Below are 12,755 nucleotides of genomic sequence, written 5' to 3' on the forward strand. Positions count from 1 at the left end.
GATGAAAGCTTACTTTACGCTGTAGTGGCGGGGCGGTGCAAGCGGTTGCAAGTTTATGCTGGGAGAGAGATTGCAGGTTATTGATTTAATTGTAAAAACCTAATAAGCAAATATTGATAGATGCTGATGGGATATAAAGTAAGTGTACGTGACAGAAAGTGACTCTAACGCTAAGTTGTAAGTCGTTGGAGTATGTTAAAATACAAAATTGCATTGACAGGTGACTATATGGATATCTTGGCCAGAGAAGATGAATTAGCCTCCTATTTGGATCGGCAGCCTTATGTGATAGAGCAGGATGGTATCGCTTTAAACATAGACAAAAACGTTTTCCCCTCAGATTTTGGTATAACCAGCTCATTTTTCGGACATTACATTTTGCAGCAAAAAGCAACTAATAGTGCTTTAGATATGGGCTGTGGTAGTGGCTATTTTGCTTTCCTGTTAAAAAAAATAGGCTGTACATCGGTAGTTGGCGTAGATTTTAATCAAGATGCTATAAATTGTGCCATTGCGAATGCCGCATTAAATCCAGCGTTGCAGCCCATTACTTTTATTCATAGTGATTTATTCAAATCAGTGCCATTAAACCGATTTGGCATCATTGTATTCAATTTTAATTATTACCCGTCAAATGGGGTGTTCGGATTAAATGCAGATGGTGGAAGGGAAATCTTAGAAAGATTTTTTTCACAAGTTATAGATTACATTGATAGCAATTCTAGGATTTATAGTAACTATTCAGCGTAATTTATCACGCTCAGCGAATTTTGGTCGTCACCGTATAAAATCCGGCAATTTGCCATTAAAGAGCAGTGTCAACGCTTCGCTGGCTGATATGTTGTTTTTCCGGCATGTTGATAAATAACTTCGAACACGGCAAAAAATATCAGCACCTTCCTGACTACGAAAACAGCCTGAAATCTTTTGGTGAACCTTGGTCATTCTGATGTCGTTCTCTCCTTGGTTATTGGTAAAGGGTACCTTGGCATCAGTCATAAACCTTAAGGTTTGCTGCTCAAAGTTGATTAACCGCTCCAATAAGTTTCGCGATTTACTGCGTTTAAGTCGTCCCCGTTGTCCTTCCTTTCTCTCTGGGAGCGGGGGAGGACATTCCTGCTCAGCCTCTTTAAGAATTGCCCGATATTGATCGGTATAGCCTGCCGCTATAGAATCGGATAAAACACCGCCCTGGGCCTTAACAGCCTCATTGATAGAAACAAGCAACTCTCGCATATCCTTAGCCCATGCTTGGTTCTCTTGTTCTTCGGCATAGGTCAGCTCGCGCAAATGGTGAGCGTTACATAAGGCATGCAGGCAGTTCAACTGGAAATAGGGCTTCCAGTGATCGTGGCAGAGAATACCTGTAAAACGGGTTAAAACATTCATAGCGGTTATTGCTTCCATGCCGCGTTTGGCGTGGGCGTAAAAGAGCGTCCATTGCTGGTTCGAAATACAGTGCAGCCAATGATTTTTCCCATTGATGTTGATCCCGGTCTCATCGGAATGCAATAGGGACGAGGCGAGTATTTTCGTGATGAGTTTCAATTCAAATTGTTCGAGCAAATGATAAGCTTGCTGGTTAAATTCAAAGATTGAGCCGACACTGATCGGTAGTTGGAATTGATCCTGAAATTGCTCTTGAACACGTTGGTAGGGAATGAGTTGATATTGAGACAAATACACGGCCTGTGCTTTGACGCCATTCCCGTATTGCACCGCTTTAGTGACTTCAACCGGAAAAGAGGCTGTAAAACGTTTGCCAAATTGATCTTCCAGAACTTGAGCGCGGTATTCGGTCACAAGGCGCTGAATCTCAATATCAAATACTTGGCGGATCTCAAAACCAACTTCCTGATAGTTCCCTGGTGGTAAAGTCGCCCGATCTAATTCCAGAATTTCAATTTCATCGGGATCGTCCACTTTTTTTAAAGTTGTACCTATCCGACCGAACTGCCCACCGCGCTTTCTATTTTTGCCTTTGTTCTCGTCATCGCCACTGACTTTGTCTTGATCTTTAAAACGATCCGTAGAAGGCGGTTTGCTGCTATTTCGGCTAGTCAGGCTTAAACGATTAGCCATTATTTGAATCAGCATGATCATGACTTCTAAGGTCGCACGCAAAGCTGATGACATATGCTCTTCATCAGCGATCAGTTGCTGAACTTTTTTGATGGTGTCTTCAATGTTGATATTATCGACAGTCAAACTAATATACCGCTAAACCGTTACTGTTAGCGGTATTATAAGGCCAGTTTTAAAAGTCGATTTTTGCCTTCGAGGTTGCGATGTAGGCCACGAACGACCAAGAGTCACTACCCTTCTATTTAATGTTGCAATTGAGGAATTGTAGTTGCCGAATGCGTAGCTAAATACGTCATTCCACTACAAGCTGGCAGTTCACTGAATTTTTTATTTTTCGACCAAAAACCTTGTCAAGCTTTTTTTTAATTATTTACGCTGAATAGTTACGATTTATATTCCTTACTCTAAATTCGTTGGTCCAGAACATGATCCATTATTGATTGCTCCAGAATATGGATTTTCTGTATCAATTGAAGCTCGTACTAAAAACGAAGCAGGCGAACATGTTATTTATCAGATTATGTCGAAAATTGTAAAACATGAAACTGATAGTCGCCTAATCAGCACTACCCAATCATAGTTATTAAACAGATTTACATATCGTGTGCATGCCGCTGGCTTGTTGGTACAATATGCCACTATAACTAATTATATTCAGGGAGTCACACATGATCCGTTTTCCAGCTGAATGGGAACCGCAATCTGCAGTCATTATCGCTTGGCCGCATACAAGCGGCGACTTTACTAATCTGTCGGCGGTAGAAAGCAATTATCAGTTGATAGCCACCACCATCAGCCGCTTTCAGCCCTTGCTTATTTTGTGCAAAAATGGTGAGCATCAAGAGCACATTCAAGCCCAGTTAGGTAATAATCCGGTTATTCATTATATTCATGCTGAATATAATGATATATGGTTGCGGGATACCGTGTTTTTAAGTATGGAATGGCAGCATCCCAAAGCTAAGTTGCAATTGCTTAACTTTAGATTTAACGGCTGGGGTAATAAATATCCTCATGAAGCAGATAATGCCTTAAATCTGACATTGTTTGCCCATCCCCTTTTTAAGGGGCATCCTACTGCGACAGTTAATTTGGTTTTGGAGGGAGGTAGTATCGAGTCGGATGGTGCGGGAACACTATTGACTACCAAAAACTGCCTGTTCAATCCTAACCGTAATCCCTCCTTATCGGCAGAATCGATAAGCAGTCAAGTGCAGAATTATCTGGGAGCTAAACGTATTTTATGGTTAGAACAGAATAATCTGGCGGGTGATGATACCGATGCGCACATCGACACGCTAGCACGTTTTGTCGATAGCCATACCATTGCTTATACCTGTTGTGATGATGAGAACGATCCGCATTACTTGGGGCTTAAAAGCATGGAAGCACAATTAAAAGCTTTTACCACTTGCGATGGGGAAGCCTATCAATTGGTCCCTTTACCTTTGCCTAAGCCCATTGTCGATGAGCAAGGCGCACCTTTACCGGCTAATTATGCTAACTTTTTAATTATAAATGGTGCGGTGTTGGTGCCTGTTTATGAGGATGATATGGATAAAGTGGCTGTGGAGCGTTTAAGTGCCTGTTTTCCCTCGCATGAAATCATTCCTATACCCTGTCGGGCTTTAGTCCATCAGTATGGCAGTTTGCATTGCGCCAGCATGCAGATTCCGGCTTTTGTAACCTTAAACTTTTAAGTCGAAGATATTATAGATAGGCTCGTTTTTTATGAAAAACTCTCTTATTGCCTGCGCAGTGCAACAAAGTTGCAATAGTGGTCGGGAACGTAATCTTGCTTATTCACTCCAGCAGATTGAGTTGGCAGCACAACAACAAGCAGACTTGGTGGTTTTGCCGGAATTACATCTTGACCATTATTTTTGTCAAAGTGAAGATACTGCTTGTTTTGATCTTGCGCAAAGCATTCCAGGCCCCAGTAGTTTTGTGTTGGCTGAGGCAGCTAAAACACATAACATTGTTATTGTTGCCACTATTTTTGAAAAAAGAGCGCCAGGCCTGTATCACAATACGGCGGTAGTATTTGATAAAGACGGTAGTATTGCCGGTACTTTTCGAAAAATGCATATCCCAGATGATCCGGGGTTTTACGAAAAATTCTATTTCACCCCTGGGGATTTGGGATTTACGCCTATTTCGACTTCAATTGGTAAGTTGGGAGTGTTAATTTGTTGGGATCAATGGTATCCAGAAGCAGCACGATTAATGGCTTTGGCCGGAGCAGAGCTATTGATTTATCCAACTGCGATCGGCTGGAATCCCTACGATGACCCATTAGAAAAACAGCGACAGTTGGATGCCTGGATTACTATTCAGCGTAGTCATGCAGTAGCGAATGGCATTCCCGTTATTTCCTGTAATCGCATTGGTTTTGAATCAGCACCAGATCAGGGTAGTGGTATCGATTTCTGGGGAAATAGTTTTATTGCGGGTCCACAGGGTGAAATTATCACCAGCGCTGATCATATGCAAGACACTTTGTTGTTTGCCACTTTGACAGCCTCTCGCAGTGAACAAGTTCGGCAAATCTGGCCATTTTTACGTGATAGACGTATCGATAATTATGCAGATTTAGTCAGGCGTTATATAGATTAAGAGTCGCTATTCAGTCTAAATTTGTACAGCTAGTGGGCTGTGTTGAAGCAACTGCGGAGTGTCTGACCTGATCGGTCATCCATTCTATAAAAACTTGCCTTTACAATGAATAGTTATCATTAAGGTATTACAAATGAGGTTACCCGTTGTAAGAAACCTTTAATTGCCAGCCTTCGCAAACTTATCAGCGTATATTTGTGCAGCTTCAGTATAATTGCCTCTCAAGCTTTTATAATAATAAGATGGGGAGAGCAACATGCAGGTGATTGAGTCATACATTGTAGAACAGTATCAGCGGTTGGTAGCAATGCCACAGTATCAGACACTCATGGAATTGCCACCTTTAAAGCGCTGGGCGGTGATAGTCGGTGTGTTTTTGTTGTCACAGTTGCTATTTTTTGGATTGTTGTATCTGTTGTTCGGTAAAACTGTAGTTATTGGTTTTATCGCCAGTATTTTGGCCGGCTTAGCAACGGGTGTTGGTGCTCTGCCCGCTTTGTTTTTTAAACAGATTTCTGAACGTTTGTTTGCCAGTATGTTAGGCATGGCGGCAGGTGTCATGTTGGCCGCTACCGCATTTTCTTTATTATTGCCCGGTATCGAATATGGCAATCAGATCTGGCCGCAAAAAGGTTTGTGGGTAGTTTCTTTGGGTATGCTACTGGGCGCGGCTTTTTTGCATTTTGCCGATAAACGTTTACCGCATTTACATTTTGATAGTGTACCTAATCATCACTTAGAATCTTTACAAAAAATTTCTTTATTTATCATTGCCATTACTATCCACAACTTTCCAGAAGGTATGGCTGTTGGTGTAAGTTTTGGTTCGGGTGAAATTAAAAATGGGTTGGTACTTGCTATTGCGGTTGCCTTGCAAAATATACCAGAAGGTTTGGCTGTTGCCTTGCCACTGGTGGGGCTGGGCTATAACAAATGGCGTGCCGTTGGTCTGGCAACGCTGACAGGCTTGGTGGAGCCTGTTGGTGGATTCCTGGGTATCACCATGGTTACGCTGTTCTCTTCAATTTTACCTGTTGCGTTAGGTTTTGCCGGAGGAGCCATGCTCTTTGTTATTACCGAAGAAATCATTCCTGAAACACATGTCAATGGGCGCTCGCGTATTGCTACCTTCTCGTTAATGATCGGTTTTATTATTATGATGATTTTGGATCGGATTTTGACCTAGTGATATAAACAATGGATGCTTTCAGTGAAATAATAAAACCTTTCTTGCATACCGATATCAAAGAGTTTTTTGTGTCGACGTGCAGTAGTTTTGCGTTGATTTCAGCGGCAGAAATGGGTGATAAAAGTCAGTTAATGTGCGTGATGCTGGCATCACGCTATCGAACCCTACCCGTAATTAGTGGTGCAAGTGCCGCTTTTCTGTTTTTAAATAGTTTGGCCGTAATATTTGGCACTGCAATTGCCAATTGGTTACCAGACTACATTGTAGCTGCATGCATTGCATTATTGTTTATAGTGTTTGGTTTGCATGCACTGTGGCAAGATGACGGGGAAGACGATCCTAGTTTGCCCGAAAAAAGTAATCACAATATTTTCTTTAGTACGTTTTTGTTGATCACTGTTGCTGAGTTTGGCGATAAAACCCAATTGGCCGTAGTTGCACTGAGCAGTACGGCTCAACCGCTGGCCATTTGGCTAGGATCCTCTCTGGCGCTCATTTCAGGCGCAATGCTGGGGATTGTTGCCGGTCGTAAATTTTTACAAAAAATACCGCTAAGCTTATTACATAAAATGAGTGGTGGCATTTTTCTGCTTTTAGCTTGTGTCGCTGTTTATAAAACCTATACCGGCTTGCTGGAAGCCAAGTTGCTATCTGCTTGGCTGTTTTAGATGTCAACGCTTACCAGAGTTAAAGCGTTGACAATTCTAGGTATTTGGTTTTACACTTTACTAATGACAACTGTATCCGGTTTTAGGCTCAATACAAACTCTCCTTGTAATAACCCCTGTAATTCACGTCCAGCCATGTTATAGCGCCAACCCTGTAATAGCAGGCAATCTTCATCATCGAATAAAAGCGCCTCTAAATCTTTTCGCGTAGCCAGAATCACTGGATTTAAAGAGTTTTCTTCCGCGCGTATGCGGACAACAGCACTTAATACATCCAATATCGCTTCATGTTGCTGAGTTTTTTTACTTGATCGCTCTTTTTCAGAAAAAGGTTTAGGCGGGCGTTGTCTAGCGGTTGCTACCAATTCACACAAGACTTTTCCGTAGCGATTTACCGTACGTTCGCTCATATTGCGTATTTTGGACAACTCACCCAGTGTTATCGGTTGTAGTTTTGCCAGTTCCAGTAGAAAATCATCTTGCAGCAACCAGTTACGTGGCTTATTTTCTTCTTGTGCAGTCTGTTCTCGCCATTCTGTTAAGGCTTGCATAATAGACAATTGCTTGCCAGTCAATTTATTTTTGCCGCGAATTTTCAACCATGCATTTTCTGGCGAAATTTGATACAGCTCTGAGTTATTTAATAATTCGAAATCACTGTTTAACCAATCAAGACGTCCCAGTTTTTCCAGTTGTTCACACATCAATGTATAAATTTTACATAAATAAATTACATCATCTGCGGCATATTGAATCTGATCGGCGCTTAATGGTCTTTCCGACCAATCGGTACGGGTATGGGCTTTGTTTAAATTAATATTCAGAAAACTGGATACCAGCATGGCGTAGCCAGGATTTTCCTGAAAACCAAGTAAAGGTGCAGCAATTTGAGTGTCAAATATTGGTCCGGGAATTTTGCCAGTAATTTGATAAAAAATTTCTAAGTCCTGTCGACATGCATGGAGTACTTTAACAATCTTCGGATTGTATATTGCTTCCAGTAATGGTGTTAAATCACTAATGGCTAAAGGATCTACACAAGCTACCCAATCGGGTGAGGCAATTTGCAATAGGCAAAACTTGGGATAATAGGTCTTTTCTCTCAGAAATTCAGTGTCTAGTGCTATCCACGGCTGCTGACTAATCAGTTGACAAAGTGCATCAAGTTGGTCGGGATTGTTTATATATTGAATGGTCATAGTAAATGGTAAAAAAGGGAGGCTGATCGGTTCACCAGCTTAACAAGGCATTCTACTACTGATCGGGTAGTTGGTTAATTTTCAGGCTCTTGATGTGAACTGCTTTTTTAATTTTGCAGAGCAACCAGAGCTTGCTTTGCTAAGTTTTGTTTGTTTTGCGGTTGGATTTAACGCGTTTGATAGCTAGTTTTCGTTCGCCAAGTTTGGCTTCTGAAAGTAGCTGGAAAATGTCGGCTGGCATCCCATCCGGCAATTCTACCAGTGTGTAATTATGTCGAATATCTATTTTACCTATTCTTTTTTTATCAACACCTGACTCTTGTATCAACACTGTTTCAATTTGTTCTTTTTCGACTTGATGCTGACTGCCTACATCCAGTCGATAGCGTACAAAACGATATCTTGCTTTAACAGATTCAGGAACGGAGCTGGCTACAATTAAGGGTGGTGATGCAATTTGTGACTGTTGTCTAAACAGTAATGCTGCTGCGCAATCCAATACGTCTCTATTGATGCGAATTGCCATAGCGTTTATCGCCTTGCGTTCTGTATCCAGATTTTGTGTATCAATAATCTGTTGTAAGTGCAAATCAAGGCAATGTATCAAGTCATCGCTGGCAGAGTTGTCAGTATGCATTTACAGTTTATCCATATCGATTTCAACATAAGCTTCATCCCGTAAACGTCTCAACCATAATTCGGTTTCTTCCTCTATTTTGCGTTTTCTAATTTCTTCTTTAACTTTATCTTTTTTAAATTGTTCGCTGTTATCCTGATTTTCTCTATCAAGAACCTGAATTATGTGCCAACCAAACTGAGTTTGTACGGGTTGACTGATTTCATTAATAGCGAGTTTATTCATGGCCTCTTCGAATGGCGGCACCAAGGCTCCTGGAACTACCCAATCCAGTGAGCCGCCATTAATGGCTGATCCTTTATCATCGGAATGAGCGCGAGCAAGCGTTGCAAAATCATCGCCATTTATTACTCTGTCACGTAATGCTTGTAAGCGCTTTTGCGCATCCGAATCGTCTATCAATTCATTTGTTTTTAATAATATATGCCGAACTTTGGTTTTAGTGACGATATGCTGACCAGCGCCCTCAATGTCCAGTATTTTTATGATATGAAAACCGCTGGGACTGCGGATAGGGTCAGAAACATCGCCGCGTCCCATGCTGGTCACTGAGTCTGCGAATAAAGTTGGAATTTGGCCAAGGTTACGCCACCCTAAATCACCGCCTTTAAGCGCATTATCATCGTTTGAAACGCTCACCGCCATTTGATTAAAATCCTTGCCTGAGCGTAACTCGCTGACAACTTGGTCAGCTTTATCTTTGGCTTTTTGTATGGCAGAAGAGGATGCAGCCTCGGAAACAGAAATAAGAATATGACCAAGATGGTATTGGGAGTTGCTCAGGCCCGCCTTACTTTGTGTTTCCATATAGTGTTCAACTTCGGCGTCGGTCACTTTTATGCGGCTACCAATTTCCCTGCCTCTCAGTTGATTGATTATGATTTCATTACGCAGATTTTCTTCAAAACCTTTGTAATCCATGCCTTGTTTGGTTAATTCTTTATGAAAAGCTTCCACGCTTAAACCATTTCGGGAGGCAATGTCACTGACAGAGTTACGCAGCATTTCATCACTCACTTGTATGCCTGAGCGGGCGGCTAATTGGCGCTGTAATTTATCAATAATCATGCGTTCAATGACCTGTTTACGCAATATTTGTTCAGGTGGCATCATGACATTGGTGCTTTTCAGCTTGGCGGTAATGGCCGCTACTTCTTGATTAAGTTCGTGTGCCAAAATAACATCATCTTCAACTACAGCCACTATTCTATCTAGAACCCGTGCCTGAGCTTCAGAGTTAAATAACACGACAAAAAGCCATATAACAATAAAAAAAATCTTCATTATGCTTTAGATATTAATAGTTACCGGCTTTACGGTAGCCGTTCAGAGAAGTCTGTAAGAAAGTGTCAACATCGTCGCCTAGTCCAGATAGCCCCTTAAGTTCCAATTGCACAAAATAGGCGTTTACTGGATCAAGATTTTCAGCAATACCAGTAGAGCTAGTGGTTGCGCCATTGATGTAGCGTCGGGCGATGAGCCGCACTCGCCAGCAGCAGTTTTCTTTTTCTAGACCAATAAAGCTTTCCAGAGTTTTATTGAAATTCAAAGAATATTGCCAACGTCCTAATGCATACCATTCGTAAAACAAAGGCCAGCGAAATGATACATCGGTCATTGAGATGGTTGCTGGTGTAGTTGTAGTTCCTGGAACAAGGCTGGGGGCAACCAATGGGTTAGCTGTTGCACTGCGGTAACGGTAACCAATATCGAAAATACGGTCAGGCTGGTCTCTGTATTTTAGACCTACTTGCCCACGCGCAAAACTATTGTGCTCAGTATTCCATTGTGCACCAGTAACATAGGACAAGTTTTGATTGATTTGTCCGCTTATATCGCCAATCAAGTTCGATGTTTTACTGGTTTGTACAGGTACCGGAACTTGTAGCGGTTGATTGGTGGATGTCAGTGTTACTGTGCGGTCTTGAAAATACATGATTTCACCAAAACTGGCTTTAAGGGGTTCCAGGCCTGTTTTAGCATCAATGTACCTTGAAGTAGCAGCCAAAGAAAGCTGATTGGCATCCTGTAAGCGATCATATCCACTATAGCTGTTTTCACGAAATAAACTATTGAAATTGATATCGTAAGCAGATGTGTCGAAGACAGGAATCGCGGTTTGATTCTTTCTGGGGATATAGAGATAAAACAAGCGAGGCTCAATAATGTTGTTATAGGCATTATCATTAAACGCCATTTGTTTTTCCACACTCATACCACTATCCACGGAAAAAATGGGTAAGGTGCGATTAACACTTTCTGGTAATCCGCCAACACTTTGATTGCTCAATTGATACTGGGTGGATTGAACCGATAACTTGGGAATAAAAAAGCCTGCGGTCGATTCGAAAGGGGTAGAAATTGATGGCCATATCATCAAACGTTGACCGTTTACCAAAGTCGGGTGTGAAAAGTCGCTGTATTGACTATTCATACTTAGCTTTAAAGGCATGCCAGAAAAATCATGTGAGACATTAAAGTCAACTCTTGGCAACAAGTCATAGGGCATGGATGTTTTCAGTATCGTAGGATCTACTGATTGATAATGCTGCATGCCGGCAGAAAAAGTAACGTCAGAGTTTGGATTATAATTGATAGTGGCCTTACTAGGCAGATAACTGTTACGTTGAAATCCCAAGGCGTTGTTTAAATCGTTGAAATACGTTTTGTCAGAAACCAGATTAAGATCTACTTGTGACTTTAAAGTCGAGGTAAAAGTCGTATTATCTTTTATACCGAATGAGTAACGTGGTTTATTAAAAATTCTATCGTTAGGCATATATTCTGCGCCGATACTGCCTTTCGATATGTCGGTCAAATAGCGGAATTGATCGCTTAACATTTCACCACGCCCAGAGAAATAACGCGGGGTGATAGTCGAGTCCATGTTAGGGGCAATATTCCAATAAAAAGGCGCCGCGACATAAAAACCTGCTTGCTGGGTGCTTCCCCAAGTAGGCGCTAAAAACCCTGATAATCGCCGATTATCGGTAGGAAAGGAGATATAGGGTGTATAAAAAATGGGCTCGCCTTTAAATTCTAACCAGGCATTTTTGGCTGAACCTTGGCCTGTATCCCGATTGATTTTTAAGCGAGAGGCATGCATTACCCAATCTTGATTGCCGGGTGGACAACTTGTAAAAGAAGTGTCGTTATAGCGAGTTAAATATTTATTGTCGCGATAAATGGTTTCTGCATTACCGCGTAAGGGTCCGTCGCCAGCAATAAACATGGCTTGACGGATTCTGGCTTCATCACTGTTTAAATTCATGGATAAACTCTGACTGGCCAAAGCCATAGAGCTTTCGCTATACATTACATTGCCCTGAGCATCCATATTGCCCGCAGCGGTATCATAACTGGCTTTTTCAGCGAGTAGATGCTGATCAGCTCTGGTTAGATCCACATTTCCGGCAAAACTAAGCACTTCGCCCTGGTAGGATTCCGAGAAATCAGCCATTACATCAGTTACTGCATTTTCGCGGTCTGCCATAGACGGTGCTTTGTTTTTGGGTTTTTTGATAGCCCAATTTTCACAATTTAGCCATGGGTCTTGTGCATAATTTGCGCGTAGTGTCTGAAAGGTTCTTTCCTGGTTATTTGTGAATGCAGGCGGTAAAGAAAATGAACTCTTTTCTACATTTGCTAGAGGTTGAGCCTCTCCTTTGGGGTCGGCGCCAACCAGATTACAATTCCAATTTTGCTTTTCGGTACCTGATTGACATGTCCAACCGGGTTGTTTTGGAGAGCTGGCAGTCTGTTCAGGTGCTGGATCAACTTTTTGTAACTGAGGATGCTTGGTTTCCGTTACATGCACCTGTGGTTTTGGCTGTTCACTGAGCACTGGTTCGATCAAATGAGTCGATTCAGTCGCTGTATTGTCAGTAGTTGACCTGACGACAGCGGGGGGCGATGACGCTGTCGGTAATGGAATAGCCGGTAATTTAGCCGCGGGTTGCGCAGCCGTTTCCGAGGTCATTGGTTGCGGTACACTGATTACTGGTGAGGTGCTGGCAGTGGGTATTGTCGTCTGTGGCGTTAAAGTGGGTTGTGTCTGACTGTTTGGTGTCGAAGCTTGTGGAGCCGTTTGTGCATTCGGCGTTTTGATAACGGGAGGCGTGCTGGTACTGTTCGCAGCAGCAGCATCTTGATTTAAACAAGTCCATTCGCCGTTTTTGCTCTGCTCGCAATTCCACGCACCGTTGCCAGCAGCATGGGCTTCTACAGAAACAGATGAAAAGGCTAACCAAATATAATAAAACCGAAAATTCATGTATAAGTAATAGCGGCTAAATTGACTTAGCAGGATGGAAATCGAATAAAATATGAAAACTATTTTACCTTAAGCTTGGCTTGCTTTA

Annotated in this window: 10 protein-coding genes; 5 read left to right on the forward strand and 5 right to left on the reverse strand. The window is 42.0% G+C overall.

The features are described from left to right. The first annotated feature begins 192 nt into the window (after window positions 1-192). Entirely contained in the window at window positions 193-750 is a 558-nt protein-coding gene (locus ABH008_RS02465) for a methyltransferase (protein ID WP_347988288.1), read from the forward strand. Between the two features lie 27 nt (window positions 751-777). Here the strand turns inward: ABH008_RS02465 and ABH008_RS02470 are convergent, their stop codons facing one another. Continuing rightward, complete coding sequence (locus tag ABH008_RS02470; RefSeq protein ID WP_347985933.1) at window positions 778-2,208, reverse strand: IS66 family transposase; 1,431 nt, start codon at window positions 2,206-2,208, stop codon at window positions 778-780. Window positions 2,209-2,753: 545 nt separating this feature from the next. Here ABH008_RS02470 and ABH008_RS02475 point away from each other — a divergent pair. From ABH008_RS02475 to ABH008_RS02490, 4 genes are all read left to right on the forward strand, one after another. Continuing rightward, on the forward strand, window positions 2,754-3,785 hold the full coding sequence (locus tag ABH008_RS02475; RefSeq protein ID WP_347988289.1) for an agmatine deiminase family protein: 1,032 nt from the start codon (window positions 2,754-2,756) through the stop codon (window positions 3,783-3,785). A 31-nt stretch (window positions 3,786-3,816) separates the two neighbouring features. Further along, window positions 3,817-4,701 (forward strand): carbon-nitrogen hydrolase, encoded by an 885-nt coding sequence (locus ABH008_RS02480; protein ID WP_347988290.1) that lies wholly within the window; start codon window positions 3,817-3,819, stop codon window positions 4,699-4,701. A gap of 256 nt (window positions 4,702-4,957) precedes the next feature. After that, window positions 4,958-5,887 carry a ZIP family metal transporter gene (locus tag ABH008_RS02485; RefSeq protein WP_347988291.1) on the forward strand — a complete coding sequence of 310 codons (930 nt, stop codon included), beginning with the start codon at window positions 4,958-4,960 and terminating at the stop codon, window positions 5,885-5,887. An 11-nt stretch (window positions 5,888-5,898) separates the two neighbouring features. After that, window positions 5,899-6,558 (forward strand): TMEM165/GDT1 family protein, encoded by a 660-nt coding sequence (locus ABH008_RS02490; protein WP_347988292.1) that lies wholly within the window; start codon window positions 5,899-5,901, stop codon window positions 6,556-6,558. A 50-nt stretch (window positions 6,559-6,608) separates the two neighbouring features. Here ABH008_RS02490 and rnd read toward each other — a convergent pair whose 3' ends face one another. From rnd to lptD, 4 genes are all read right to left on the reverse strand, one after another. After that, window positions 6,609-7,757, reverse strand: a complete 1,149-nt coding sequence (gene rnd / locus ABH008_RS02495; protein WP_347988293.1) for a ribonuclease D — start codon at window positions 7,755-7,757, stop codon at window positions 6,609-6,611. 139 nt (window positions 7,758-7,896) lie between these two features. Beyond that, complete coding sequence (locus ABH008_RS02500; RefSeq protein WP_347988294.1) at window positions 7,897-8,394, reverse strand: DbpA RNA binding domain-containing protein; 498 nt, start codon at window positions 8,392-8,394, stop codon at window positions 7,897-7,899. After that, window positions 8,395-9,678, reverse strand: a complete 1,284-nt coding sequence (locus ABH008_RS02505; RefSeq protein WP_347988295.1) for a peptidylprolyl isomerase — start codon at window positions 9,676-9,678, stop codon at window positions 8,395-8,397. It abuts the gene before it with no gap. A gap of 13 nt (window positions 9,679-9,691) precedes the next feature. Continuing rightward, complete coding sequence (gene lptD, locus ABH008_RS02510; protein WP_347988296.1) at window positions 9,692-12,667, reverse strand: LPS assembly protein LptD; 2,976 nt, start codon at window positions 12,665-12,667, stop codon at window positions 9,692-9,694. Between the last annotated feature and the right edge of the window lie 88 nt (window positions 12,668-12,755).

The sequence above is a fragment of the Methylomonas sp. AM2-LC genome (assembly GCF_039904985.1).
Lineage (GTDB): Bacteria > Pseudomonadota > Gammaproteobacteria > Methylococcales > Methylomonadaceae > Methylomonas.